Annotated in this window: 24 protein-coding genes; 14 read left to right on the top strand and 10 right to left on the bottom strand. The window is 65.6% G+C overall.

Annotated elements, in window-relative coordinates:
• The first annotated feature begins 137 nt into the window (after window positions 1-137).
• The 7 genes from EJP69_RS19460 (at window position 138) to EJP69_RS19430 (ending at window position 8,983) form a co-directional block, all read left to right on the top strand.
• Window positions 138-1,388, top strand: coding sequence for an AAA family ATPase (locus EJP69_RS19460; RefSeq protein WP_093307252.1), 1,251 nt, complete (start codon window positions 138-140; stop codon window positions 1,386-1,388).
• Window positions 1,389-2,279: 891 nt separating this feature from the next.
• Complete coding sequence (locus EJP69_RS19455; protein WP_126472150.1) at window positions 2,280-3,368, top strand: ParB/RepB/Spo0J family partition protein; 1,089 nt, start codon at window positions 2,280-2,282, stop codon at window positions 3,366-3,368.
• Between the two features lie 1,070 nt (window positions 3,369-4,438).
• Window positions 4,439-4,648 carry a hypothetical protein gene (locus tag EJP69_RS19450; RefSeq protein WP_240652217.1) on the top strand — a complete coding sequence of 70 codons (210 nt, stop codon included), beginning with the start codon at window positions 4,439-4,441 and terminating at the stop codon, window positions 4,646-4,648.
• Window positions 4,645-6,519 (top strand): site-specific integrase, encoded by a 1,875-nt coding sequence (locus EJP69_RS19445; protein WP_126472149.1) that lies wholly within the window; start codon window positions 4,645-4,647, stop codon window positions 6,517-6,519. The genes EJP69_RS19450 and EJP69_RS19445 overlap by 4 nt, the downstream gene beginning before the upstream one ends.
• Window positions 6,520-6,789: 270 nt before the next feature.
• Window positions 6,790-7,839: a Bug family tripartite tricarboxylate transporter substrate binding protein gene (locus tag EJP69_RS19440; protein ID WP_240652216.1), complete on the top strand. Its 1,050-nt coding sequence runs from the start codon at window positions 6,790-6,792 to the stop codon at window positions 7,837-7,839.
• An 11-nt stretch (window positions 7,840-7,850) separates the two neighbouring features.
• Entirely contained in the window at window positions 7,851-8,237 is a 387-nt protein-coding gene (locus EJP69_RS19435; RefSeq protein WP_240652215.1) for a chorismate mutase family protein, read from the top strand.
• 131 nt (window positions 8,238-8,368) lie between these two features.
• Window positions 8,369-8,983 carry a hypothetical protein gene (locus EJP69_RS19430; RefSeq protein WP_126472148.1) on the top strand — a complete coding sequence of 205 codons (615 nt, stop codon included), beginning with the start codon at window positions 8,369-8,371 and terminating at the stop codon, window positions 8,981-8,983.
• Between the two features lie 43 nt (window positions 8,984-9,026).
• On the opposite strand, the gene EJP69_RS19425 is transcribed toward EJP69_RS19430, so the two are convergent.
• The 6 genes from EJP69_RS19425 to EJP69_RS19400 all read right to left on the bottom strand — a co-directional run bounded on the left by EJP69_RS19425 (window position 9,027) and on the right by EJP69_RS19400 (window position 16,036).
• Window positions 9,027-9,527, bottom strand: a complete 501-nt coding sequence (locus EJP69_RS19425) for a hypothetical protein (RefSeq protein ID WP_126472147.1) — start codon at window positions 9,525-9,527, stop codon at window positions 9,027-9,029.
• Between the two features lie 84 nt (window positions 9,528-9,611).
• The gene (locus tag EJP69_RS19420; RefSeq protein WP_240652214.1) at window positions 9,612-9,800 is read right to left on the bottom strand and encodes a hypothetical protein; all 189 of its coding nucleotides are present in this window, start codon (window positions 9,798-9,800) and stop codon (window positions 9,612-9,614) included.
• 143 nt (window positions 9,801-9,943) lie between these two features.
• Window positions 9,944-10,261 carry a hypothetical protein gene (locus EJP69_RS19415; protein WP_126472145.1) on the bottom strand — a complete coding sequence of 106 codons (318 nt, stop codon included), beginning with the start codon at window positions 10,259-10,261 and terminating at the stop codon, window positions 9,944-9,946.
• Window positions 10,262-10,283: 22 nt separating this feature from the next.
• Window positions 10,284-11,363: a hypothetical protein gene (locus EJP69_RS19410; protein WP_126472144.1), complete on the bottom strand. Its 1,080-nt coding sequence runs from the start codon at window positions 11,361-11,363 to the stop codon at window positions 10,284-10,286.
• A 3-nt stretch (window positions 11,364-11,366) separates the two neighbouring features.
• Complete coding sequence (locus EJP69_RS19405; protein WP_126472143.1) at window positions 11,367-11,588, bottom strand: hypothetical protein; 222 nt, start codon at window positions 11,586-11,588, stop codon at window positions 11,367-11,369.
• 11 nt (window positions 11,589-11,599) lie between these two features.
• The gene (locus EJP69_RS19400; protein ID WP_126472142.1) at window positions 11,600-16,036 is read right to left on the bottom strand and encodes an RHS repeat-associated core domain-containing protein; all 4,437 of its coding nucleotides are present in this window, start codon (window positions 16,034-16,036) and stop codon (window positions 11,600-11,602) included.
• Window positions 16,037-16,575: 539 nt separating this feature from the next.
• Here EJP69_RS19400 and EJP69_RS19395 point away from each other — a divergent pair.
• Together EJP69_RS19395 and EJP69_RS19390 are read left to right on the top strand one after the other, a co-directional pair.
• Window positions 16,576-17,205, top strand: a complete 630-nt coding sequence (locus tag EJP69_RS19395; RefSeq protein WP_126472141.1) for a hypothetical protein — start codon at window positions 16,576-16,578, stop codon at window positions 17,203-17,205.
• 377 nt (window positions 17,206-17,582) lie between these two features.
• On the top strand, window positions 17,583-17,786 hold the full coding sequence (locus tag EJP69_RS19390; RefSeq protein WP_126472140.1) for a hypothetical protein: 204 nt from the start codon (window positions 17,583-17,585) through the stop codon (window positions 17,784-17,786).
• 142 nt (window positions 17,787-17,928) lie between these two features.
• Here the strand turns inward: EJP69_RS19390 and EJP69_RS19385 are convergent, their stop codons facing one another.
• Window positions 17,929-18,522: a TetR/AcrR family transcriptional regulator gene (locus tag EJP69_RS19385; RefSeq protein ID WP_206169356.1), complete on the bottom strand. Its 594-nt coding sequence runs from the start codon at window positions 18,520-18,522 to the stop codon at window positions 17,929-17,931.
• 203 nt (window positions 18,523-18,725) lie between these two features.
• Here EJP69_RS19385 and EJP69_RS19380 point away from each other — a divergent pair, with 203 nt between their 5' ends.
• Window positions 18,726-19,169: a hypothetical protein gene (locus EJP69_RS19380; RefSeq protein ID WP_126472138.1), complete on the top strand. Its 444-nt coding sequence runs from the start codon at window positions 18,726-18,728 to the stop codon at window positions 19,167-19,169.
• Between the two features lie 613 nt (window positions 19,170-19,782).
• On the opposite strand, the gene EJP69_RS19375 is transcribed toward EJP69_RS19380, so the two are convergent.
• Window positions 19,783-19,986 carry a hypothetical protein gene (locus EJP69_RS19375; RefSeq protein ID WP_126472137.1) on the bottom strand — a complete coding sequence of 68 codons (204 nt, stop codon included), beginning with the start codon at window positions 19,984-19,986 and terminating at the stop codon, window positions 19,783-19,785.
• Between the two features lie 121 nt (window positions 19,987-20,107).
• Entirely contained in the window at window positions 20,108-21,931 is a 1,824-nt protein-coding gene (locus tag EJP69_RS19370) for a sigma-54-dependent Fis family transcriptional regulator (protein ID WP_240652213.1), read from the bottom strand.
• A gap of 256 nt (window positions 21,932-22,187) precedes the next feature.
• Here EJP69_RS19370 and EJP69_RS19365 point away from each other — a divergent pair, with 256 nt between their 5' ends.
• From EJP69_RS19365 to EJP69_RS19350, 4 genes are all read left to right on the top strand, one after another.
• A complete protein-coding gene (locus EJP69_RS19365) occupies window positions 22,188-23,663 on the top strand; it encodes a benzaldehyde dehydrogenase (protein WP_126472135.1) in 1,476 nt (491 codons plus the stop codon).
• Window positions 23,664-23,700: 37 nt separating this feature from the next.
• Window positions 23,701-24,468 carry a coniferyl-alcohol dehydrogenase gene (locus EJP69_RS19360; protein ID WP_126472134.1) on the top strand — a complete coding sequence of 256 codons (768 nt, stop codon included), beginning with the start codon at window positions 23,701-23,703 and terminating at the stop codon, window positions 24,466-24,468.
• Between the two features lie 6 nt (window positions 24,469-24,474).
• Entirely contained in the window at window positions 24,475-25,467 is a 993-nt protein-coding gene (locus EJP69_RS19355; protein WP_126472133.1) for an alpha/beta hydrolase, read from the top strand.
• Window positions 25,468-25,756: 289 nt separating this feature from the next.
• Complete coding sequence (locus EJP69_RS19350; protein ID WP_126472132.1) at window positions 25,757-25,996, top strand: hypothetical protein; 240 nt, start codon at window positions 25,757-25,759, stop codon at window positions 25,994-25,996.
• 135 nt (window positions 25,997-26,131) lie between these two features.
• Here EJP69_RS19350 and EJP69_RS19345 read toward each other — a convergent pair whose 3' ends face one another.
• Entirely contained in the window at window positions 26,132-26,539 is a 408-nt protein-coding gene (locus EJP69_RS19345; RefSeq protein WP_126472131.1) for a nuclear transport factor 2 family protein, read from the bottom strand.
• Between the last annotated feature and the right edge of the window lie 10 nt (window positions 26,540-26,549).

Below are 26,549 nucleotides of genomic sequence, written 5' to 3'. Positions count from 1 at the left end.
AATCCCAATGAACCTCACCTTGGTCCCCAAACCCTCTCACAATTGACAGGGGCTCAATGGCGAGGCTCTAGGTGGTTCTTGTTCATTCGACGGAATCCCATAGAATGGCCAAATTCTGTTGAATAAGGCTGTTCTTCATGGCATTGCCCGCTCCCAGCGGCGCTGGAAACCAGGTTTCCACGCCTCCCCTCCCGCTCTCTCCTTCCCCCTCTTCTGCACGCGCGCGGATCGACATGCCGCGCATCGCGGCGCTGGCCGTGCGTGCCGGCTCGATGGTCGAGCAGATCCGCGGCCGCCTGCTGGCGCCGGAAGCACGCAAGGTCGCGCCGATCTACTCGACCGCCCAGCTGGCGGCCCTGTGCGGTGTCGACAAGGCGCATGTGGCCTACCGCATCACCAAGGAGGATCTGCCAAGCGGGCGGCTGACGCCGGCGGGCGGCAAGCGCAACTTCGAACTCAGCGAACTGCGCACCTGGACCCGCACCTACCGCGCCGACAAGATGCGCCCCGATGGGAAAAAGGCATTCACCATTGCCGTCGGGAATTTCAAGGGTGGCGTTGCCAAGACCACGACGGCCATGGTGCTGGCGCAGGGGCTGAGCTTGCGTGGCCACCGGGTGCTGGCCATTGACACCGATCCGCAGGGCTCGCTCACCACCTTGCACGGCCTGCTGCCTGAAGCGGAGATCAGCGAGGACATGACCATCGCTCCGCTGTGTGACGGCAGCCAGTCCGATATCCGCTACGCGATCCGGTCGACCTATTGGGACGGGCTGGATCTGGTGGCTGCGGCCCCCTTCCTTTTCTCGGCCGAGTTCGCGCTGCCTGCGCGCCAGATGCAGGAGCCTAACGCTCGCTTCTGGGATGTGCTCAACGCGGGGCTGGAGAGCGTGCGTGATCTCTATGACGTGATCATCATCGACACGCCTCCGTCGCTTTCCTACGTGACCATCAATGCGCTGTGGGCCGCCAACGGAATCGTCGTGCCGGTGCCTCCGTCCGGCCTGGACTTCGCATCGTCGGCGCAGTTCTGGTCGCTGCTGGCCGATCTGGGCGCCAATCTCGATGCACAGGGTGGCGACATGGCCGGCAAGGCCTTCGACTTTCTGCATGTGCTGCTCAGCCGGGTCGACCCGAGCGACCCGGCCACCCCTGCAGTCCGGCAATGGATCCAGGCCACCTATGGCGAGTACACGCTGCCGGTGGAGATCCCGAAGACCAGCGTGACCAGCAACAAGGCGGCCGAGTTTGCCACCGTCTATGACGTGCAGAAATATGAGGGGGCTGCGAAGACCTACAAGCGTGCTTCCGACGCTTACGACGCGTTCGTTGATCTGGTCGAGCAGTCTGTGGTGAGCAGCTGGGCAGACAAGGCGCAGGTGCAATGAGAGCCTTGGCGCTTCAGCTGAAGAGGGTGCAGGGGCGGGGTGGAAACCAGGTTTCCACCGTTTCGTGGCCATGTCGCGCACTGCACCACGCCGAACTGGTCTGCGCTGACGCGTGGAAACCTGGTTTCCACGCGCCTGCGTCCGATGCGGCATGGCATCTGGAAACCAGGTTTCCACGCGATCCGTTGCGGGCAGCTTCGCTGCGGCCCTGCCGGATGCACGGCCCGCTCGCGGTGTGGAAACCCGGTTTCCACTTCCTCGCGTCTGACCCGGTACCTCATGTGGAAACCAGGTTTCCACACGATCTGTTGCAGGCGATGTCGTCGCTTCCGTCGCGCCGCGCGCGCGCGCTGTCCGTTGCGTGGAAACCTGGTTTCCACGCAACAGCGTCTGATGTGTCACGGCACCTGGAAACCTGGTTTCCACGTGATCCGTTGCGGGCCGTTTCGCCGCGGTCCTGCCGAATGCGCGGTTCGTTCGCTGCGTGGAAACCTGGTTTCCACTTCCTCGCGTCTGGCCCGGTACCTCATGTGGAAACCTGGTTTCCACACGATCTGTTGCAGGCGATATCGTCGCTTCCGTCGCGCCGCGCGCGCGTGCTGTCCGTTGCGTGGAAACCAGGTTTCCACGCAACAGCGTCTGATGTGTCACGGCACCTGGAAACCTGGTTTCCACGTGATCCGTTGCGGGCCGCTTCGCCGTGGTCCGGCCGGATGCTCGGTCCGTTCGCTGTGTGGAAACCTGGTTTCCACTTCCTCGCGTCCGACCTGGTACGTCATGTGGAAACCAGGTTTCCGCATGGCCCGTTGCGCGCGATATCGTCGCTCCCATCCCGCCATGTGCGCATGGCGCTCGGCTGGAAACCAGGTTTCCACCGCCTCGGAGGTTCCAATGGCTAGTACCCGCAAGCGCCTCGAAGCCCTGACCGCTGGATTGTCGATTCCCGAGCCGACGCCGGCCGCAGCACCGACTGCCCACGCTATCGTTGCGCCTCCGGCATCACTTCCCGGTGTTGCTGCCGCGCACGCGGTGGAAACCAGGTTTCCACCAGCGCAGACCAGCTCGCTTGCTCCGCGCACCGGTCCAGGCCAGATGCTGGCCTTCCGGGGCCAGATGCAGGCGGTGGAGGGCGAGCTGGCCGCCCTGCGCGATCGGTTGCGCCAGCACGATGGCTCGACGCCGACACGCAAGCTCGATCCTGCAATCATCCGTGCTTCCCGCTGGGCCAACCGCCATTCAACATCGTTCGAGACAGCGGAATTCGCGGGGCTTAAAGCCGACATCGAGCAGGCCGGCGGCAACGTGCAGCCGATCCTGGTGCGTCCGGTGGCAGGCGAGCCCGGACAGTATGAACTGGTGTTTGGACACCGGCGCCACCGTGCATGCTTGGACTTGGGCATCCCGGTGCTGGCGGCCATCTGGCTCGACGAGCTCGGGGACATCGAGCTGTTCACGGCCATGGACCGCGAGAACCGGGAGCGCTCGGATCTCTCTGCGTATGAGCAGGGCGTGATGTACCAGCGCGCGCTCGACGAGCAACTGTTCCCGACCCAGCGCCAGCTGGCCGAGAAAGTCGGCAGGAGCCACACCTGGGTGCGCAAGGCGTTGATGGTGGCGCAGCTCCCCTCGGCCGTGGTGGAGTGCTTTCGCAGTCCGCTGGAAGTGCAGCACCGGCATGCGGAGCAACTCAACGCGGCCCTCGACAAGGACCGCCGCAGCGTCCTGAAGCGCGCGGAGAAGGTCCGTGGCCTGAAGCTTGCGCCGGCAGCGGTTGTAGCGCGCCTGCTGGGGCTGGACGTGACGGCGAAGCCGGAAAAGCTCGCCATCCAGAGCGACGGCAAGACGGTTGGCGCCTGCGTGCGGGCAGCCGACGGGACTGTCACGCTGACCCTGCTGCCGGGTGCCGTGTCCGAACTTGCGTCGGACGCTTTGCTGAAGTCCATGGCCGAGACGCTGCAGAAGGTCCGGCTGCTCGGCTAGCGCAAGCGCGCGGCCGGTCATGTGAGCACCATTGGGAAATGGTGCTCACAGCGGCAAGGGGAGGGGAGGCGGGAGGATTCTCTGGCCCCAATGTCGTCTTCCTCCTTACGTCTGAATGCCGACGTTGAATCGGCCCGAGTCGCTTCCCTCGGCACAGCCTCTGTCCTGGGAAGATCGAGTCCAGTGCCTCATGCGATTCACAGCTCAGCCGGGCGTGCTTGAGAAACTGCATTTAGAAAGCTTGTACTCACTTCCATGGAGCATCCGGATCCCAATTCCCAATCAGTCGCACAGTGGCGGGGCGGGTGCCCTGATGAAAGCCGGGACAGCAAGGGGCGTGATCCAGGTTGTCGACCCCATTCAAGGGGGCCCATGCGGACGGCGGATGCCGAGGACGGGCCTTCGTTTTGTCGACAGAAGCATCAGGCTGATAGCCCTGGGTTGGGAGGCGGGTCCCGCGTCGCGATAGGCAAGTCCGGGTGCCGGGGCGATAGCGTCGCGGCCCAAGCCCGGCGGTTCGATGAAGAGACGCCCCGGAATATTCAATGCGAGCGGCCACTTACGGCGAAGACCGAAGCCAAATGCTCAACACGACGGCGCAAGCGCATTCCACCGTACTTGCCCGGCGCATGGCGGCTTGGGAAAAGTCATTCTGAATCAATCACTTGCGCGCGATCCTGAGCCTGCCTTCTCGAATTTGCGCTCGTCGACATCGCAAATTATCATTGATGATTATGTGAGTCTGGATCTCTCTTCGGATGAGACGGATCCAGACAGGGAGTGGAAATTGGGAAGGCCAGCATGCTGGCCTTCCCCGTGTTCGCGCCTGGCGCACCGGTAGCATTGAAGGCAAACAACACAATGAGGGTCTCAGTGAGCACGATGATTTGCAGGGGGATGACCGCAGTTGAGCGGCCAGGCAGCCGCGGTCGCGCGGGCGATTTCGGAGGTCAGCATCCCGGTCCGATCGGCGGGGGCCGAGCCGCTGCCCGGCGCCGGGCAGGGGACATGAGCCGATGAGCCGCCACCCCGTTCCGAGTCCGGAGGAACTGGCCGGACTGGATGACGAAGTGCTTGAGCGCCTGGCCATCGAGTGGCGGGCCCGCGCCTCGCGCGGCACGAAGCAGGCCTACGGCGTGGCCCATGCGCTGGAAGTCGAATGGCGCCAGCGCGCGCGTGTCAGCCGCGCCCAGCAACTGCCGCAGCCTGTGGTCGCGCCGCGCCGCTGGTGGAAGTTCTGGCAGTCCTCGCCGGGGCCCGGGTCGCCCCCTTCACCGTGAAGAAAACGTCCCCGCGCAAGCTTCATCGCGGCCACTTCGCCTTCATGCGTGCGCTTGCGCAGGGCGTCGACGAACGCGCCAGCTGGGAGCGCTACCTGCGGCTGGAGGGCGAGCATGTCGATCTGCGCACCGTGCGTCGCACGATCGCCTGGATCCGGGATGCCTTCGCCGCGGCCGCGCGTCGCGAACGCAGACCCGGCACGGCGCGTCTGATCCTGCTCGATCCCGAGCGCTTCACGGCCCCCCCGGCGCTGCCGAGCCTGGCCGAGTTCGCGCAAGCCCAGGGCCTGGAGGATTTCTCGGAGGCGGAGCAGGTCGAGGCCTACGAAGCGGCCTTCCCGCAAGGCGGCGGGGCGTCGGGCCGGGGCCGCGGCCAGCCCTCCCGGCGCGCGCGCGTCATCGAGCGCCAGCTCGAGGCGCTGCACTGGCTGGAGCGCCTGGTCGCCCAGGATCCGCGCCCGGCCGACGGCGTGTCCGCCTGGCTGAATCCCGTGCTGGCCGCGCGGCTGGAGCGTGCAGGGCTTTTGACGCTGGCCGCGCTGGTGGCGCGCATCAACGGTGCCGGGGCGCGCTGGTGGGTCCCGGTGCCGGGCGTCGGACAGCGCAAGGCCACGCGGATCATGGACTGGCTGCATGCCCACGAGCAGGTGCTGGGCCTGCGGGTGGGCGCGCACGCCGCCGCGCCGCGTGCGCAGCTGAATCCATCCGCCCTGGCATCGGTGGTTCCGGCAGCCACCGCATTGGTGCCTTACGAGAAATTCGTGCTGCCCGCGAACCTGGATGGTCGCGCGGGTACCTGCCGTGCCCCGCGGGAGGTCTGTCGGCTTGCGGCGACCGACGACCATGAGGCCGTGGGCGCGTGGCTCGCCTCGAAGGGGCGCGCCGGGCCCGCGCAGGCGCCGCTGACGTCCACGCAACGCTCGTACCGCAAGGAGGCGGAGCGGCTGCTGCTCTGGGCGGTGCTCGAGCGCGGCAAGGCCTTGTCCTCCCTCACCAGCGAGGATGCGCAGGCCTACCAGGCCTTTCTCGGGGAGCCTCCCGCCGAGTGGTGCGGCGCGCGCCACCACCAGCGCTGGTCACCGATGTGGAGGCCGCTCGAAGGTGCGCTGACGCCGGTGGCGCTGCGCCAGACGCTGATCATTCTTCGAAGCCTGTTCGCCTTCCTGGTGGTGCAGGGCTACGTGGTGGGCAACCCCTTTGCGCAATCCGCCTTGCCGGCGGATGCGCAGGGCCGGCTCGGGGCGAATCGCACGCTGAGCTTTGCACAGTGGGATCACATCGATGCGCTGCTGCAGGTCCACGTGGACACCGAGGCCGGCCGGCGTCTGCGCCGGGGCATGCGCTGGTTGTATGCGACGGGCCTGCGCCTGGCCGAGATCACCGGCGTGCGCTGCGAAGACCTGCGACCGGGAATGCCGTCGACCGCCGACGGGCTCGGTTGCAGCGACTGGCTGCTGTCGGTGACCGGCAAGCGTGGCGGGCGCCGCGAGGTCGCGGTGCCCGTCGAGCTGGTCGACGAGTTCGGCCTGGAGCTGGCGCGCCACGGCTTCGACCGGCAGGTGAATGCACCCGGCAACCACGGCGTTCCGCTGCTCGCGCGCTTCGGTGGGGGCGCCGAGCATCCCGCCGGCTGGTCGTCCTCGGGGCTGTACCAGGCCATCAAGGCATTCCTCGCGCGCGCCGCGCAGGGTCTGGGCGCGGCCGATGCCGCGCAATTGAGAAAGGCCAGCACGCACTGGCTGCGGCATTCCCATGGGGCCCATGCCCTGCGCGGAAGGGAAGGGCGTGCGCCGGTGTCCTTGGCGGTGGTGCAGAACAACCTGGGCCACGCGTCGTCCACCACCACGTCGATGTACCTGTCGAAACCCTGATCGGGCAAACGCTCGCGCGGGAGCACGCGTGGCGTTCGGTGGCCACGGGAGCGCGCTCCGGCATGTCTGCATGCATCGGCCACGCATTTGCGTTTGGCAGTGAACTTGCACCACAGGCAAGTGCACCGTGGCCAGGATCGTGCGCTGTCCGCCGGCAGACAGGGCCTGCGCAGCGCGGCGCTGATGCGCAGCTTCTTGCGCACCAGGCAGGAGTTGATCGGGGGAGCGGTCGAGGAAAGACTGACGCCCCCGTTCCCAACTTCCATCACCATGTCTTTCCTCCTGACTCGATCGCCTTTCACTCGCCTGCTGTGTCTGGTCGGCGCACTCGTGTGCGCCGGCACGGCCTGCGCGCAGGCCTCCAGCGCGGCGCGCGCCGATGCCCGATCCTCGGGCGCCTCGGGTCCTCCCGGCGAGGCGCTGAACTGGCCGACGCGGCCGCTGCGCCTGGTTGTGGGCTTTGGCGGCGGCTCCTCGCCCGACTTCGTGGCGCGTGTGCTTGCCGAACCGTTGGCGAAGGCGCTGGGCCAGCCCGTGATCGTCGAGAACCGACCCGGTGCCAGCGGCAACATCGCGGCGGACGTCGTCGCGAAGTCCACCGACAGGCACACGGTCGGCATTCTCATCAACGGCAACATGACCATTGCCAAGGTGCTGAATCCGTCGATCTCCTATGACCCGCAGAAGGACCTGATGCCCCTGAGCATCATCTGCACGGCGCCCCTGGTGCTCGCCGCGGCGCCGGAGGTCGTGAAGACCGATGCACGGGGCTTCCTCGACGCAGCGCGTGCGGCCGGCAGCCAGTGGAGCTACGGGACGCCCGGCATCGGCACGATCGGCCACCTCGGCATGGAACTCCTGAAGGCCCGCACAGGCATCGGCGCCGTGCATGTGCCCTACCAGGGCAACCCACAGGTCATCACCGGCCTGGCCAGCGGGCAGCTGCAGCTCGCACTGCTGCCGCCGGGCCTTGCCGAACCCCAGGTCAAGGCCGGCAAGCTGCGTGCGATCGGCGTGACCTCGGCGCGCCGATCGGCGCTCGTGCCGGACTACCCGAGCCTGCAGGAAGCGGGGCTGAAGGGCTTCGAGCTCGAGATCTGGACCGCAGCCGCAGCGCCTGCCAGCCTGCCGCCTCCCATCGCGCGGCGCCTGAACGAGGTCCTCGCGGAAATCATCCGCTCGCCGCAGGTGCAGCAGAAGCTCTTCCAGCACGGCTACGAGGCCGTGGGGATATCGGGCGAGGCGCTGGTCCACCGGGTGAAAGCCGATACGGCGGCGCTTGCCCAGATCATCGCCAGCCAGGGCATCAAGCTGGAATGAGGAGCGCTTTCATGAACTCGGAACAACAGCGCCCGCACGGGCAAGACGACCGCATGACCACGGTCCACGACGCCATCCCGCTTCCTGTGGGCAGCCACGATGCCGCCGAGCGCATCCTGCAGTCGCTGCGCGACGAACTCGACGGCCTGGACAGGACCCTGCTCGAGACCCTGAGGCAACGGCTGGACTGCTGCTGCCGCATCGGGCTGCACAAGCGCGATCACGCGATCCCGATGATGCAGCCCCAGCGCATCGGCGTGGTCCAGGCGCGCGCGGCCGCCTTCGCCGCCGAGCACGGCATGAGCCCGGCGTTCCTGCATGCCCTCTATGAACTCATCATCGCGGAGACCTGCAGGCTGGAGGACGAGATCATCGGCGCACCCGCGACCTCTGAATGAGCGCGCGCATCCTTCACTGGGTCACGAGCCGGCCGAGACAGTGCCTGCGGCCTTCCCGATGCCGCAGGCCTGGCAAGGCAAATCGCCGTGAGCGACCATCCCCTGGCCATCTTGCCTTGCCGCTGAAGCACATGATCATCTTTTCGACACTGGGCCCGCGGGGCAGCAACCATCACTTCGTCCTCGGGCAGTATCTTGCCGCGCACGGCCTCGCCCATGCCGCGCGCATCACGCTGTTCGACGACTTCCACAGCGGCGCGCGCGCATTGATCGCCGGTGAGGCCCACTACCTGCTGCAATGTGCCGTGCATCCCGCGGCGGCGGAGATCACGGGCACCTACCGCAGGGAGATGGCGGTGGTCGATGCCTTCATCTCTCCCAGCCAGCCGATGGCGCTCGTGCAAGCCAGGGACGGCAGGGAAGGCGCGGGCAAGGTGGGCGTGCAGCCTGCCACGCAAAGCTATGCGGACCTGAGCGCCTGGCCGGATGTGGTCCACGAACCCACGGTGCTTGCAGTCCAGTCGGGCCTGGAAGAAGGCCGCTACGGTGCCGGTATCGTCTTCGCATCGTTCGCGGCATCGCGCGCCGAGCGCTTCGAGGTGATCGAGCCCATCGGCACCGTGTGCGACGCCTGGATCGTCTACGGGCGTGCAGCGATCGACGAGGGCAGGGCGGTGGTCTGGAAGGACAGCCCGGTGGCACGGCAGTTCCGGCAGAGGGTCGGAGGACTGCCTGAACGCGGATGAGGCCTGCCCGAACATCGGGTCGCCGAACCGCTTGATGCGAGTCTCAGGCGCCCATCACTGCCAGGTCGCCTTGTTGCCCGAAATATCGCTTGGCCTTGGCCGAGAATCCGAAGGCATAGGCCCACCATGCAATCAGCGACGGCATGAGGACGAACTGCGCAAGCAGGCCCCCTGCTCGCTCTGCCTCGCTGTCATAGGTGGTTGTGTCATGCCCGAAGAGGCTCGTGACGGCAAGAAGCGCCAACACCAGCAGCCCCAGCCAGCGTCCCCATCGCCTTGCCTTGAAGATACCTGCCGAGACGATCAAGATCACTCCAAGGATGGCGAGGCGAAAGCCCAAACCCAGCAGGATGCTCCATTGACCAGGGATTTGCCTGACATAAGGTGCAAGCAGGAAGATTTCCTGTGCGATCCCGACTGCAAGCGCGATCCCCATCAGCGTCAAGAGGGTCAGCAAGAGCCACGCCGAGATGGGCCGCGGACTGCGCCGGGCAGGTGTTGCAAGGACGACGCTTTCAGGAGGACTGTAGGGATTGGGCTGCATGGATGGTCCGCGTGACCGGATGTGGGTTGAGTGTATGCGTCGCATCACATCGTCTGCATGCCATCAACCGGCCTTCCCGCTCAGCTAGCCGGGTGCCTGCCCAACATTGCCGGCGAACCATCGGAAGATGTTCGTCTGGCTCCTTCCGTTGCTCGACCGCACGAACAGAAAGCCGCGCTTCGCGTTGCCCAGCGAGTCCACTGGGATGCCGGCCGCCCGCAGGGCGGTGAGTTCTGCACTGGCGCTGATGTCGGACGGCAGTTTCAAGGTCACGGTCGCGTTGTGGATGGTCCGCTTCGGCATTGCACTGCCCCGACAAACGCGAGCGGTGAGGCAAGCGCTTCGAACATCATCGGTCGCCCTGCGCTGTTGCACAACGGTCCGATCCTCTTGTACGCATGCTGTTTCCTGTCGAGTTACGGCGCGTGCGCGTCAGAGGGTACGGCTACCGACCATGGCTCCGCGATCTTGTCGACGATCACCTGGATGCGCTTGTGTCCGTCGCCCGTGCTGGCCCAGTAGGTGAAGTGCGACCGGGGCCTCGCGATTCGGAAACCGGTGAGCATCAATCCATCGATCGACTTGTACTTGGCATCTAAGGAAGGTGCTGTCATCAGGTATTCGCGCGCCAACTCGGCTTCGCGCGATGTCGCTGCTGAATACCAGGCAACTGCGAAGCCGCCAACGCCCGGCATTGCTGCGCCGATGAGCGAACATTTGGCCTGCCAGCGCATTTGTGCGCACTCCGTCGCCTGCTCATCCAGTCCTCACCGTGTCGCGCTGCGTGGGCGGTACGCTGGGCTGCTCCCAATTCTGCGGCTGTGGCCCCCATGGCGGTGAAGGTTCTTTCTCGAGCAGCGCGCAAGCCAGCTCACCCAGATCGATGCGGAGATTCTCACGAGCGGATGTCGCTCCCGCATCCGAAGCGTCTGCATCGAGCACGAATCTCTTGAAGGTCTCCCAGTCGCTTGCGAAATGGCTCACGATCAGCCGGGCGAGATCGTAGGACAGCATGTTTCCATCGTCGGTGCGCTTGAACGACTCACCCGACCAGAACTCCTGGATCTCCTGTGGTCCCCAGAAGCCCAGGTGCTTCCTGCGCAGTTCGTGCGTGCCCGGGTAGCTCCCGGAGCCGCCTGTAATACGAAGCTCGGTATTCACTGCCAGTCCCTCGTTCAACCATAGCGGAAGCGGCAGGTGCGCCAGGCAGCTGTGCGTCATTTCATGTGCGATCACCGGCTCGATCGCGCTGAGGTCTGCCTTGACCGTCACGAAATGGGCACACCCATCGTTGATGTACATCCCGCTGCTGAATGCGAACTCACCCTGGTCCGGGTAGTAGTGCGCGACGTACCTGTAGTAGCTTTCCGCATCGTCGAAGACGATCAGGATGTCCTTTCCCCATGACGGGATCTGCGCGAGACCATCGAGCGTCGCTGCAACACGTGCGAGCGTGCGCACCATGTAGTTGAGGGTCGCCCTTGCAACGCCGTCGTCCAGCGATGACAGAAGCATCGCACTCTCGGCTTCGCGAAGCTGGAACGCGGGACCAAGTGCCTGCCGGAAATGAAGCAGCCAGGCTTTTTCCGCGGCCTCCCATGCATGCGCCTGGGCTGCCGGTGATTCGGTGTCCGAGAGCCATGACTCGACCTCCGCCCACTTCATCGCCGGAAAGCCTTCGTGAAGACTCAGGTGTTGGGAAAGATGGAGATCGGGCAGTCCGTCGGCGGAGATGACGGCGGGAGGTAACAGACCCTGCTGGGCGGTTGGCTCAACGTCGCCGGAAATCGGCCGACCTGACTTTCCCCCGAACAGGGTGCGCAGGAAATGCAGCATGCCCTATCTGGATTTCCTGGAGTGCTTGTAGAGCGCGTGTCCGATGATGCCCACCCCCATCAAAAGTATCGGCAAGCCGCCTGCCCATGATTCATACGCGGCGGGCAGGAGCATCTTGAACACGTTGTCGATCCAGCAGGTCGTGCGGCACATGCGCTGCCCAGTTCCCATCAGGACCAATCCGATGAGAACCCCGGCAACACCAATTCCGAACTCGACCTTCAACACTCACTCCTTCATGGACGTATTGCATCCAGCATCCGTCGGATTTGACCATCGCTGTTTCTGTACTTGTCCACCAAGCCAGGCAGGTCCGACTTCGGATCGAAGCTCGGTGGGTTGAAGACGGGCCCCAGCATTGTCTGCGTGCACCGGCAACCTTCCGGCGGAGAGTCCTTGAAATAGGCTGGCGGCAAGAAATCAGTGGGCGACTTGCCGGGCGTGCAGGACCGCTGCGAGCACTCCCACCGCACACACCTGAATCGGTAGTCGCCGGCCTCCGGATCAGGCACAGGCATTTGGGCTGCAGCCTCCCAAGCCGACTGGGTTCCTTCGCCGCGTGGTGTCTGGATGGGCTTGGGTCCGTGCCGCTCCCACTGACGTCGGTCGTAGGCGTTGCCACCCCGTGTTGCGGGCCGCGCGTTCCTCAGACCTTCCGGATCCGTGAAGCTCAACGGATCCGCATCGACATACCCGAAGCGATTCCACCCGCCATCCAGCCCGATCGGGTCCGGCTGGCTGTAGCGCCCGGTTCTCGCGTCGTAGCTGCGGAAATAGTTGTAGAAGAGGCCCGACTCCTCGTCCGCGTACTGCCCCGGATACCGCAGATTGAACTTCACCTCGGAGATGCCGGTCGTGCCGGGGTTCGGCGTCACATCGAGGTTCGCGAAACGATTCTTCGCCAGCGTCGGCTTGTCTTCCCCGAAGGCGCTGTAGCCCCATTGCCAGACGGCCTGTCCATCGGCATTGCTGAGCCGTCTCGGCGTGTTCAGGTGATCGCTGTGCACCGCGTACGTGGCGCCATTGATCACCGTTGCGACCGGCATCGGCCCGTTGGCTGTCGGCAGGTAGATGTAGCGTGCTTCACCGGCGCTGTGCGTGCCGCCGCTGCCGAGCTCGGCGATCAGGCTGCCTTGCTCGTCGTAGACATAGGCGTAGCCGAGCTGCTCGGCCGGCGTCGTCGCCGGGCTCCACAGCTTGGTGAAGAAGGCCACGAGGCTGTTCCAGAAGCCCGGGTCGTTCTCATCGCCTTGGCTGGGCGGGTACAGCGGTTCGGTCTTGAACACGCGCTGGCCCAGTGCGTTGTGCGCATAGCGTGTCGTTGGGCTGACGTCCGTTGCGCCCGTGGTGGCCGTGGCCAGGCGACCTTCCGCGTCGTAGCCGTAGCTCCTGAGGCCGTCGCCCGTCAGGTCGCCGTTGGCGTTGTAGCCATAGGCGACGCTGGTGCTGCTGGCGCCGTTGATGGTCTGGCTGAAGCCGGCCAGGCGGTTGGTGCCGGCCTGCAGGGTGTAGCCGCGGCTGGTCGTCTGGCCTGCCAGCACGCGGGTGCTGGCCGTACGGTTGCCGTTGGCGTCGTAGCCGAAGCTCGCGCTGTCGCCGGCAGTTGCTGTGTTGGAGAAGCTGATGATCCGGCCCGTCGGGCTGTAGCCCACGCTCCAGGTCGTGTCGGCAGCGACGACGGTGCTGTTGCCGGGATTGCTGTCGGCAGGGCCCCAGAGGTTCTGGGTGAGGCTGCCGATGCGGCCGGCCGCATCGTAGGTGTAGCTGCTGAACTCGGTCTGCGCCAGGCGCGCGGCACTGTCGTAGCTGCGGCTGGCCGCCAGCGCCGGACTGGTGGTGGTGAACGTCCAGTTCCATCCCGTGGGCTGGCCCAGGGCATTCCAGGTGATGGCGGAGACCAGCGGGTTGCCGTTCCAGCTCAGGCCCGTGAGGCGGCCCGTGGCGTCGTAGGTGTGGCTGAGCGTGCCGCTGCCGGGGTAGCCGATGCTTGCGAGTGTTCCGGTGGGGTTGTAGGCATAGCTGACCTGCTGGATGCTTGCGTTGGTCAAGGTCTGCTTCTTGAGCGTGACGCGTCCGTGTTCATCCCGGGTGTACTCGGTGATGCCGGCGCGGTCGACGATCTCGCTGAGGTAACCCATGCTGTTGGGGCTCAGGTCGTAGCGCAGGGTGGTGGTCTTGCCATCGGCGAAGACCAGGCTGGTCGGACGCCCCAATGCGTCGCGGGTGATGCTGGTGGCTTGGCCGAGCGCGTCGGTGACCTGGCTGGGCAGGCCCAGCGCATCGAACTGGCCGCTGCGGGGGCCGCTGTCGGCACTCGCCTCCGCGGTGGCGTTGCCCAGGGCATCACGGCTGTAGCTGGTGGTGATCGCGTTGAAGTCGCTGGCCTGGGTGATGGCATCCAGCGCGTTGTAGCCCAGGCCGGCGTTGGCACTGGCCGCATCGGTGACGGTCTTGACGCGCGCCAGCGCATCCAGGCCCCAGCTGGTGGTCTGGTTCAGCCCATTGGCCTGGGCGATGCGATCGCCATTGGCGTCGTAGCCGAAGCTCTCGTTCTGGCTGCTTCCTTGCGTCTGCGTGGCAATGCGGTTGAGCTTGTTGATGGTGCGGGCGGCTGTCCATGCGACCGAGCCGGATGCATTGAGCGTCTGTTCGGTCAGCTGGTTGCCGGCCGCATCGAGGGTGTAGGCGCCGCTCTCGCCGCGGTTGTTGCTCCAGCCCGTGAGGCGTTGCGCGGCGTCGTAGGTGTAGGCGGTCACCAGGCCGGTCGGCAGGGAGATCGTCGCCACGGTCCCCGTGGGGTGGTAGGTGAGGGTGGTGGTCTGCCCCAAGCCGGAGCCCACAGTGCGCGAGAGCAGCCGGTCGTACGCATCCCAGGTGAAGGTGGTGACGAGCCCGTTCGGGTCGGTCTGGCTCGCGAGACGGTTGGCGGTGTCGTAGGCGTAGGTTGTGACGTGGCCCATTGCATTGGTCGTGCTCAGCACATTGCCGCGGGTGTCGTAGGCGTACGTGGTGACGGCACCGTTGGGCTCGGTGTAGGTGTGGATGAGGCCTTCGGTGGTGTAGGTCCGCTGGCTCGTGCGTGCCGAACCTGCCGTGCCGCCGGTGTCGGTGATTGTTTCGGTGAGTTGCCTGCCGACGGCGTCGTAGGTGTACGCGGTGTCCCGACCCGTCAGGCTGACCAGCGTGGGCACCGGCAGCGTCGTGTCCCAGGTCGTGGCGATGGTCCTCTGCTCGGGCATGCCGAGCGCTTCGGTGCGCGAGGCCTCCAGGCCGCGGGTGTTGTAGGTGAAGCTGGTGACGCTGCCTGTCGCATTGGTCTGGCTCGCCAGCAGGCCTCGCGCGTCGTAGGTGAACGAGGAGTTGCTGGCCGGGCAGCCGGGCGCAGGTTCCCCCTGGATCTGCGAGATGCGCTTGACGCCGTTGACCACGGTGTAGTGGTAGGTCGTGGCGCGTCCCACCGCATCGGTCACGGTCGTCGTGCCGTTGGCGTTGTAGGCCACCTGCGTGAGTCCGGCATTGCCCGCGTGCGTGGTGCTCGTGGCGCGTCCCAGCGAGTCGTAGGTGTAGGTGGCGAAGCGCACGCCCAGTTCATCGGTGATGCCCGTCAGGAAGCGGGGGTTCGATGTGTTCTCGTAGTGGTACGTGCGACTCGTCACGTTCGCCCCGGCCGTCTTGGTGACGGAGGTCAGCCGGTTCGCTGTGTCGTAGTTGTAGGCGATGCTGAAGTTGGGTGTGGTCAGCGTGCGCGGCTGGAAGTGGGCGTCCTCCGTGTAGCCGATGCTGTTGCCGAACCCGTCGGTCACCGTCACCGCGCCATTGGTGCCGTAGGAGAGGCTGTGGGACCAGCCCTCGGGATGCGTCCGCTTGGTCAGGCGTCCGGTGGTGTTGAACTCATAGCGGGTGTTGTCGACATCGACATAGAGCCAGCCGGTGCCGGTCTGCGTGAGCGTGCCGAGCTCGTCCGCGTCGCGGGTGATGGTGGAGCCGCTGCGCGCGAAGGGTGATTCGCGACCGTTCGCATGCAGCAGCACCACTTCGGCGGTGCTGATCCTCAGACGGGTCGCGTACGAGTAGCGCCAGTAGCCGTCGGCGCTGTTGAAGATGCGCGAGAACTTCAGCGGATGGTGCGCTGAGGCGCTGCGGAAGTCCTCTTCTTCCTGCACCTTGTTGCCCATCGCGAAGTTGATGGGGTTGCCGGTGCACGACTGCGGTCCGTTGCGCTCGGTGCCGTCGCCCTTGTTCTTGCGCGGGATGACGTCCGACGTGTCGTAGTAGACCGTCATGTAGTCCGACGCGCTGCAGCCGCCGACGCTGCCCGAGACCGCCAGGTAGTTGGGACCGGGGCGCAGCGTGACGGGAACACCGCGTCCCTCGAGGAACGACACGACCGCGGTGAACGAGCCCGAGTAGTTGAAGAAGGGCGATCCGTTGAGGGTGGCGGTCACGGTGCCGGCGTCCCCTGTGGTGGCATCGCCGCCGCCGGTGCCGTATACCGTGATGTTGGGCGAGGTGACTTTCGCGCCCTTGCTCGGCGAGGTGAAGTTCAGGGAGCAGGCGGCATGGACGCCGGCGGAGATGCCCAGCAGCGTGAATGCGGTGGCGCCTTGCAGGGCGAGTCGCTTCATCAGGCGATGGCTCGAATGGCCATGCCCGGCGGTTGCGTCGGAATGCATGTGTGACCCTCGTTCGTTCTCTTGAATTCGGATGCATTGCGTCGTGCGGCAATGCCGGAACGAGCGTAACGACATGTTTTGCGAAGCCCACCAATGGCCTTTTCTGGCTTCTGTGATTGCTCATCGAAAGAATTACTTTGACGGCCGCGAGCGCTCGTCAGCGGGTCCGACGTCGCATCCTGCAGGACCGCAGGTATCGCTTCACGCAACTCCCGCACAGACTTCACGTGGAGTTCGGCGGTGTCGAGCACACTGCGTCTCGACAGCGGTCCGGTGCTGGTAGAGGCCAGGGGGAAATGCTTGGGGGGAATCGCCTCGATGCCGGCCGCTGTCGCTTTTTTCTCAGCGCAGGAGCACTCTCAGAGCAAGCGAGAAGCCGTGCCTCCTGATCGGGTGAATGCTCGACAGCACGCAGCTAGACTTCCTCCGTCGGCCAGGACCACACGGTTGCGACGTCTACGAAAATTCACCTGACTCCGGGCATCTGTGGCGTCGAAGTGATGCGGCGTTGAGCAATTTGCCGGAGGTACATGAATCCAATGAGAGCCCGCGTCACAACCCTTTTCCTTGTCGGTCTTGTCACTGCCGGCCTTTCGCACGCCGAAGGTGCGGCAAATGAACTGTTTCCGCGCATGTCGAATATCGAGAATGCGCAGCGCGATTCAAAGGGGCTGGGCCCGCAGCAAGAGATCGTGGTGGCCCCTTTCTTGGGAGACCTGTCGATCGCGCTGACGTTCGTTGGCAGGGATGGTCAGCCTGTCGCGGCGACCCACGCTGACTTGGAACGCCTGAGCCTCAACCATGACATGGCCCGCCAACTGGCATTGAAGAACTTCAAGACCAGATGCGTTTCGAAGTTCACGAGCTTCGAGGGCAACTTTTGGGCCATTGACGTTCCGTATGCGCCGGAGTGTCAAAGCGCCGTGTATTTGCTCTGGGACGAAATTTGGTTGGACGTCGGAAGAAAGCTGACAAATGGAGTGGTCGCCGCCATGCCAACCGAGGGCATGCTCATGTTTGCCTCGGCTGACGACTCTGCGGCGGTGGCGCGTTTGGAGCGGTTGATATCAAGCGAACAGGCCATGCCGATGGCAAGACCAATGTCATCCCTCATGTACATACACCGCGACGGCAGATGGGCTGTCCTGAGTGTCAATAGAGGAAAGTAGCGCGACTTCGCTGCGGTGGTCAAGCATGGTGGCTCGCCAATCACAGAAACATGACAGTCGTAATGTCACCACTGTGGATCAAGCATCCTGACATCCCATGGGGTAGCGTCGGGTGGCGCATGGGCTGGGGTGAGGCGTACTGGGATCAATGGAGAGTTTTCTTCCTGGCCCTGAAGGAGGAAGAGCGACAGCGCTACCGAGAGACCTGGCCGGAACCGGAGTCATGGCGGGGGCTGTATGCATTTATTGAGTCGGGTGAACCCCCACCCTGGGCAATCGAACACAGGAGAAAACTGGCTGGGCCGTATCCCCTACCGAGTCCCGAAGAGTCCAATATCTGCGAGCACTATCGGGTTGTATGGTTGGTCAGGTGCCACATGAGCAAGCTCGGCGTCTACGAAGTACCCGCGAGATTTCCGTCGCCGTATCTTGGACAAGCACTGGATGAGGGCGACGTGACGTTCTATGCGGAACCGAACGGCGCCTGGTGGCGTTTGTCGATTCCAAAAAGTGGCGGGCTTATCCTGAACCGACTGACCCAACCAAACGCCCCTGACACGTTGCTGTTCCGCAAGGCATAGCTGCTGTCGGCCAACACCGGAACTTACAGCCGGGCGGCTCGATGCGTGACCAGGAAGTCATCGACGCCCCCGCGGCCCGGTCGTTCGCTAGCGTTTTGCCGCTGGCGTGCGCGACCCGGCTTTTTTCTTATGTAGTGCTGGGTCAGCGTCCTAGGCCTGGGGCACCTGCCAGCTGCGACATGAAGAAATCCAACGTGTCCGCCATCGTCTTCGCGGTGGACTGGCGCGACAGGCTCCATTCCGGAAAGTGGCCGTCCACGGCCATACGCGCAAGGCCGTAGACCAGGGCGCGCGCGGCGATCTGCGCGTGCGCGGCATCCGTGCCTGCCGCGCTGCCGCTCTTCTGCGCAAAAGCTTCGTCGAACAACTTACGCATCTGCGCGCGGATCGTTTCGTTGTCGCTGCGCAAGCTCGGCGAGCCGTCGTAGTCGATCAGCGAGCGTTCGCTGATGACGCGAAAGTGCGTCGGATTTGTGCGCGCCCATTCGATGTACGCGTGGCCGATGGCGCCGAAGCGCACAAGCGGTGGCGCGTCGGCCACGGCCGATATCGCTTCCTCCACGTGCGCGCGCAGCCGCTTCGTGGCCTGCTCTGCCACGGCGGTCAGCAGCGCGGTCTTAGTAGCGAAGTGGCGAAAGGGCGCTCCCGGCGACACGCCGGCGCGCTTGGCCGCTTCGCGCACGCTGAGCTTGTCAAGGCCGCCATGCTCGATCAGCTCGACGGCCGCTTCGACCAAGGCTTCGCGCAGGTTGCCGTGGTGGTACGCGCGGGGGCTTGGGGCGGGCGGAGAAGAGGAGCGGGGTGCCATGGAGATGGAGCTTGTCGCATTCAATGTAATCGCCGCTCATTTTGCGCTAGACTGCGCCCGTCGCCATGTATGCATCGATTACATGCGGTGGCATTCCGATTTCCTTACCCATCGTTCCGACTGGAGTTTCCATGCGCATCCGTCTTGTTTTTCTGTTCGCTGCGGCCCTCTGGGCAAGCGCGGCATCGGCCCAGGAGCCAGCGCCGACATTGCAGATAGTCTGGCCGCCTGAAGGTGCCGCCGTGCAACTGGGCAGTGATGCCGAGCGCGCCATCGGCGTGGTCGTGCAGAGCAACTACAGGTTGCTGGCGGCCGGGCAGTGCGGCAGCGACGAGCGCTGCGGCCACATCCACATGAAGATCGATCCTGAGGGCAACACCTGCAACCTGCCAGGCCGTCCCTACAACAGCATGAACAGCGATTTCGGTGGAGAGCTGATCAAGGCGCGCTTCGGCCCGTGCCCGTCACCGACGGGTGAACATGTGATCGGCATCCTGCTGGCCGACGACCACCACAAACCGATCCTGGTGGACGGCAAGCCGGTGACGCGGTTCGTGAAGATCACGACTCGCTAGGGTCCTGTCCCGCTGATACCGCCAAGCCTGTGCTGGCTCTGATGGGTTTGGGGGGGCAGCAGGGGAAATGCTCACTGCGAAATACCGAGTGTTGAAGGGCCGCTTCCAGCAAAGTCGTACAGCCGGTTAGGGCCCATCTGAGACATTCATCTTTCTTGGAAGCGGTCCGTGGTGTGCTGTCTGGAGCCGCAAAGATGATACAAGACACATTGTCCTTTCCCACGGCGGGATCTGCGCAAAACCATCGAGCGTTGCGGCGACGCGCGTGAGCGTGCGCGCCATGTAGTCGAGCGTGGCTCTGGCAACACCATCGTCCAGCGACGACAGGAGTGTGGCGCTCTCGGCTTCGCGAAGCTGGAACCGGGGCCCGGGCGCTTCCCGGAACTGCAGCCGCCGGGCCTTTTTCCGCCGCTGCCCATGCATTCGCCTGGACCGTGGGTGGCTCCGTGCTGGAGAGCCAAGACTCGGCCTCCTTCCAATTCATCGTCGGAAAGCCTTCGTGGTCGACCAGGTGCTGACAAGACGGAAATCAGGCAGCCCGTCAGCGGAGATTGTGGTGGGAGGCGACAGGCTTTGCTGGACGCTTCGTTCGAGGCCACTGGAGGGTGGTCGATCAGGCTGTTTTACCGAACAGGGTGCGCAGGAAATTCAATTTCCATCCGGTTTGCTGAAGAACCCCGAGGGCGAGGCAGACATTCACCACCCGAGGCAACACAGGTAGGCCCAGTAGAACAGGGATGCGCATACAAAAAGTGCCCACCATGCAACTCGTGATCTGGAACTGGCCATCGAAAGCTTTCGATGCTTTGCCGAGCATCCCGGCTTGAGGTTAGTGGGGGTGAGCGCTGCAAGCGGTGCTGCCCAGACCCGAGCGATCTCCGTATCCATGAGACGGGCATCGATGGGCTTGAGCCTCGCCGGGAGGATTCCGTTGGTGGTCAGCTCGTGATGCCGCGCTTGCGTGCGCGGTAGGCCAGTTGGGGGCGCGTGATGCCCAGCGCACGCGCTGCAGCAGAGAGGTTGCCCCCGCTTTGTGTCAGCGCGCGGCGTATCAGCGTCTCCTCCACCTGTCCCAGCGAACCGGGCCCTTCATGGTCTGGCATGGCGCGGCTTGCGGGCCCGGCCTGGGAGGGAAGCGGGTCGCCGGTGCCGGCAAGGCGACCGTCAGATCGGACCGACAGCACGTTCTTGTCCAGTGGCTCGCCACTCGTGAACAGGTGATGCACTTCCAGCAGGCTTCCTTCGGGCGCGATGATCACGGCGCGCTCGATCAGGTTCTGCAGCTCGCGGATGTTGCCGGGGTAGTCGTAGTTCAGGAGCGCCTTGACCGCGGCCTGCGTGAAGCCCGAGACCTGCCGCGCGTGCTTGCGGCCATAGTGCTGCAGGAAATGGCTCATCAGAAGAGGCACGTCGTCGCGCCGTTCTCGCAGCGGCGGCAGGTGGATCGGAAAGACATTGAGCCGGAAGAACAGGTCGTCGCGGAATCGGCCTTCGCGCACGGCCTGGCGCAGATCGACATTGGTGGCCGCGATGACGCGCGTGTCGACCCGGATGCTGCGCGTGCCGCCCACGCGCTCGACTTCGCACTCTTGCAGCGTGCGAAGCAGCTTGCCCTGGGCCGCGTAGCTCAGTGTGCCGATCTCGTCCAGGAACAGTGTGCCGCCATGGGCGCGCTCGAAGCGCCCCGGCCGGGACGCGCCGGCGCCGGTGTAGGCCCCACGCTCCACGCCGAACAGCTCCGACTCGATCAGTGTCTCCGGAATGGCCGCGCAATTCACCGCGACGAAGGGCTTGTCGCGCCGCGCGCTGATGCTGTGCAGCATGCTGGCGAACTTCTCCTTGCCGACGCCGGACTCGCCGGTGAAAAGCACCGTGGCCGTGGTCGGCGCCACGCGATGCAGGAGATGGCAGGCCGCGTTGAAGGCGGCGGAGGCGCCCACCATCGCGTCGTTCTTGCGCTGCGCTGCGGGCAGCTGCGCCGCCTGCGGCGCCGACCCGCCGTTCTGCGGTGAGCCGACGAAGTCCCGCGCTCGCAGGTAGCGCATGTCCTCTTCCACGTCGTCCCAACGCTCCGCGGATTTACCGATCACGCGGCAGTGGCTTTCGCCCATCGAGCGGCAGGCGACCTCGCGGAACACCACCAGGCGCCCGAACAGCGTGCTGACGTACCCGGTGGCATAGCCCACCTGCATCCAGCAGGCCGGCGAACCGCCGATGCCGTACGCCGCGATGTGCTCGTCGTCCTCGCTCGAGTGGTGCCAGATGAACTCGCCCTCGTAGTCCGAGGTCTCGGGGTCGTAGCGTGCATGGACCAGCTCGACCTTCACCACGCCCTCCAGGGCATGCAGGCGGGTGCCGGCCATGGCGGCCGCGGCTGGCTCGGCCTCCGGCCAGTGCGTGCGCACCAACTGCGCGTCGCGCGCGCCGCTGACGTAGCCCGCGCGCGTGAACAGACCCCGGGCCTTCTCCTGGCCCAGGCTGTCGATCAGCTCGCGCCGCAGCGATCCCAGCGCCTCGGCGTGCAGCAGCACCATGCGCTGGTCCTGCAGCCAGATGCGTCCGTCACCGGGCGAGAAGAACAGGCATTCGCTGATGTCGGCAATCGTCGGGTGCGCTTCGCTGCCCACGTGGGAGGCCTCGAAACGGCCCAGCGCGCGTGCCACTTCAGCGCCGTCGAAACGTCCCAGCGCGGCGCCGGTGGCACGCGCCACATCGGCGAGCGAGATGCGCTGCGGGACCGGCGAAGCGGCGGCTTTGGTCAATGTCGACCTCATCTTTTGGTGAAACGGGCGAGCGATTCTTGATGATTTGGTGAAGCCTGAGATCAGGGTAAACCAGTTATTTGAAATAACCAGTAGGGCCTCGGGAATTCACCTAGTTCCCCAATGAAGATGGCCGCTCGCGGCGGCACCCAGCAACGCCTGCGTGGTGCCGCTGGTATGCCCGTTGCGGAAGAGGAGGGCGCCGCGGGCATTTCCAGCCGCGGCCAGCCGATCAATTTTTTCGCAAGAGGTAGTCATGGATGTTTCCGAGAAGCCGGCGTTCCTGGACGCGGCGGCCTGGGCGGGCAAGGTGTTCAACGGTGCCTGGGTCGCACCTGCGGGTGGTGTGCGTGATGTCGTCGAACCGGCCACGGGCCAGGTGATGGCGAGCGTCGGCATCGCCGATGCGCAGGATGTGGCTCTGGCCACGGCCGCCGCGGCACAGGCCCAGAAAGGCTGGGCGCAGGTCCTGCCGCGCGAGAAGGCCGCGGTGTTTCACCGCGCCGCGGCGCTGTTCCAGCAGCATTTCGACGAGCTGGCGCTGCATGTGGCCCGGGAAACCGGCGCGATCCTGCCCAAGGGACAGCACGAGGTGCGCGAGGCCATCACCCTGTGCCATCTGGCGGCGGCCATGCCGCTGCAGGCGCAGGGCCAGGTGCTGCCGAGCGCGAGTGGCACCACCAGCCTCGCGCGGCGCGTGCCGCGCGGCGTGGTGGGCGTGATCTCGCCTTTCAACTTCCCGCTCATCCTCACGATCCGCACCGTGGCGCCGGCCCTCGCGGCCGGCAACGCCGTGGTGATCAAGCCCGATCCGCGCACACCCGTGAGCGGCGGCTTCATGATCGCGCGCGTGTTCGAGGAGGCCGGCCTGCCCGCCGGCCTGCTGCAGGTCTTGCCTGGCGATGCGGTCGCCGGCGAGGCTCTGGTGACCGATGCGCACGTGCCGATGATCGCTTTCACCGGCTCGCCCGCCGTGGGCCGGCGCATCGGCGAGCTGGCCGGGCGCCACCTGAAGAAGGTGACGCTGGAGCTCGGAGGCGCCAACTCGCTGATCGTGCTGGACGATGCCGACCTGGACATCGCGGCCAGCAATGCTGCCTGGGGCGCCTACCTGCATCAGGGGCAGATCTGCATGGCGACCAATCGCATCCTCGTGCACGAGCGCATCGCCGCCGCGTTCACGCAGCGGCTGGTCGCGAAGGCCCAGCACCTGCCGGTGGGCGACGGTGCCAGCGGGCAGGTGGCGCTCGGACCGCTGATCGACGCGAAGCAGCGCGACCGCGTGCATGCCATCGTACAGGACAGCATCGCCGCCGGTGCACAACTGCTGGCCGGTGGCGCCAGCGAGGGCCTCTTCTACAAGCCGACGGTGCTGGCGGGCGTGAAGGCCGGCATGCGCGTGTACGACGAGGAGGTGTTCGGTCCCGTCGCCAACATCATCACCTTCGAGACCGACGACGAGGCCGTGGCGCTGGCCAACAACCACCAGGGCAGCTTGGCGTCCGCGGTGATCTCACCCTCGATCGGACGGGCGATGGCGATCGCCGCGCAGCTGAACTCCGGCATGGTCCACATCAACGACCAGACCGTCAACGACGAGTGCGTGAACCCCTTCGGTGGCCCCGGCATCGCCGGCAACGGCAGCAGCGTGGGCGGCCCGGCCGACTGGGAGGAATACACCCAGTGGCAGTGGCTGACCATCAAGAACGTACCGCATCCCTACCCATTCTGAACACGACCCCCAAGGCGAACGCACAAGGAGACACTTCATGCAGCTTCAAGGAAAAACCATCGTCGTCACCGGCGTGTCCTCGGGCATCGGCGCCGAGGTGGCGCGCATCGCGCGCTTCGGCGGCGCCCGCGTCATCGGCGTCGATCGCAACGACCCCAGCCTCACACTCGACGGCTTCGTCAAGGCCGACCTGGGTACTGCCGCGGCCATCGACGCGGCCGTGGCGCAGTTGCCCGCGCGCTTCGATGCGCTGTGCAACATCGCCGGCGTGCCCGGCACGGCGCCGGCCGGACTGGTCGCCGATGTCAACTACCTGGGGCTGCGCCATCTGAGCGAGCAGGCGCTGCCGCGCATCGCGCGCGGTGGTTCCATCGTCAACGTGGCTTCCATCCTTGGGGCCGAATGGCCGCAGCGATTGGCGCTGCACAAGGCCCTTGCCGCTGCGCAGGGCTTCGAGGCCGGCGCCCGGTGGCTGCGCGACCACCCCGTGCCGCAGCAGACCTGCTACCAGTACTTCAAGGAGGCGCTGATCGTCTGGAGCGCCACGCAGTCGCAGAAGTGGTTGCTGGAACACGGCGTGCGCATGAACTGCGTGGCACCGGGCCCGGTGTTCACGCCGATCCTGGGCGACTTCGTGAGCATGCTCGGCGAGGAGCGGGTGCAGGCTGACGCGCATCGCATGCTGCGTCCCGGCTTCGCCGACGAGATCGCGCCGCTGATCGCCTGGCTGTGCAGCGACGAGGCGCGCTGGATCAGCGGCGCGAACATCCCGGTCGACGGCGGCTTGGCATCGACCTACATCTGAGGCGCGATGACCCGCACAGCCATCCCTGCCGTTCTCGAGGCGGCGCCGCTCGATCCCGCTCTGGCCGGCTTTCTGGCGCAGGCCGCCAGCCAGGGCAACCCGCCGCTGGAATCACTGCCACCACCCCTGGCGCGGCAGGTCTACCGCGACCTGGCTGCCGGCCTGGGCCTGCCGGCGCCGGCCGTCGCGTCGGCGAAGGACCGTGTCATCGACGGACCGGGCGGTCCGCTGGCGCTGCGCATCTACCGGCCCGACGCTGAAGGGGCGCTCCCCCTGCTGCTTTTCGTGCATGGCGGCGGTTTCGTGATCGGCGACCTCGAAACCCACGACACGGTGTGCCGCACCCTGTGCCACGACGTAGTGGCCGTGGTGGTGGCGGTGGACTACCGCTTGGCGCCCGAGCATCCCTTTCCGGCGGCGATGGACGACGTGGCCTGCGCCCTGCGCTGGGTGGCCGCGCACGCGCGCGAACTGGGCGCGGATGCGTCGCGCATCGCGCTGGCCGGCGACAGCGCGGGCGCGCAGCTCGCCACCGTGGCGGCGCTGCGTGCAGCCGGCGCGATCGTGCTGCGAGCGCTGGGCCTCATCTATCCGGTCGCGCAGCACTACAGCGAGCCTAGCCCTTCGATGGCCGAGAACGGCGGAGGCAAGTTTCTCACCACCGGCGCCATGCGCTGGTTCATCGACTGCTACCTCGGTGGGCGTCAGGAATTGGCGCGGCACGCCGACTTCGCGTTGCTGCAATCGCAGACGCTGCACACACTGCCGCCCACCTGGCTGGCCACCATGGGCCACGACCCGCTGCGCGACGAGGGCCTCGCGCTGGCGTTGCGCATCGCACAGGCCGGTGTGCCGACCGAGCACCACCACTACGCCAGCGCCATCCACGCCTGCCTTCACTTCACCGCCGTTTCGACACTGGGCAGTCAGGTGATGGCTGATCTGGCCACGTGGTTGCGAGCTCAGCTGTCCATAGACATGCAGGCGAGGCATTCTTGATGCTGGACCTGATGCGAGGCACTCCATCGATTCAACGATTCCGTCGCGCGAGCGGAGGTTTGGAATTTCCCGGTACTCGTCCTGGGGAGGTGGCTCGCACGAACGGGAGCCAAACGAACGCGATCGGTGCGGGAGTCACATCACGAGGTGGGATGCACGAAGGCCGCGGGGCGGCGGGGCCGGATTTGAGACTGTCTGTGCGAGGGGAGGGCGGGGTGTCCGGGGAGATGCAGAAAGCACGGAAATCCCCGGCATCGGAACGCTTTAACTTGACCTCAGGATGCTTGAAATGCAAAAGACCGACGTTCTGGTGACGGTGATCGAGATGGCGCGTGCGAGCCACGGATTCACTCCCACGGGTGCACTGGACTGCATCTCGGATCTGATAGGCCGGCAGGATCCCGAGGATGTGTTCTATGACAGGAATGTGGAGGAATTGCTTCGCCTGGGGGCGTGCATCTGGAGCTTGAGGCAAGGCATTTTTGTGTCGGCATCCACCAGAATCGTTCCTCCGACACGGACGAGGTAAAAAGGCAGCGACTCGGATCGCGCCATCGACTCTCGCTCCTGGAGGATGTCCGGATCTGCCGGATCGACTTCGGTGTTCAGCGCTTTGCCGACATGGCCCGCATTCGCTCGCCTGCGGATCCCGTACCCCCGGCGCTCAGGTGATGCTCATCTCCAGCGGCGTGGTCTGGAATGCCAGTTGCCGCCAACGGCCTTCGTCATGGGTCCAGACCTGCATGACGCGCGAGTCGATGCGCACCGTGCCGCTGCCGTCCTTTCGCACGGCCACCAGCAACTGGCGCCCGGTCATGAGCGCCGATGTGCCCAGCAGCCGCACCTTCAGGTCCGGCCGCTCGATCTGCTGGTAGGTCACATGCGTGCCGCCCGAGCGGAAGTAGCTCTCGTAGTCGTCGGTCTGGCCCTTGGCATGCACGTGCGTGAGGCCAGGGTGCAGGATCTCGCGCAGCCGCGCGAAGTCGGCGCGCTGCATGGCGTCGCAGCGCTGTGCCTCGAGGTCGAGCAGCAGTGCCTCGTCGGCGCTGAGGGAGGAAGGTGCGGGGTTCATCGGGTGCCTT

This window comes from Variovorax gossypii, assembly GCF_003965815.1.
In the GTDB taxonomy this organism is placed as follows: domain Bacteria; phylum Pseudomonadota; class Gammaproteobacteria; order Burkholderiales; family Burkholderiaceae_C; genus Variovorax; species Variovorax gossypii.
This window is presented reverse-complemented; position numbering and strand designations above follow the sequence as displayed.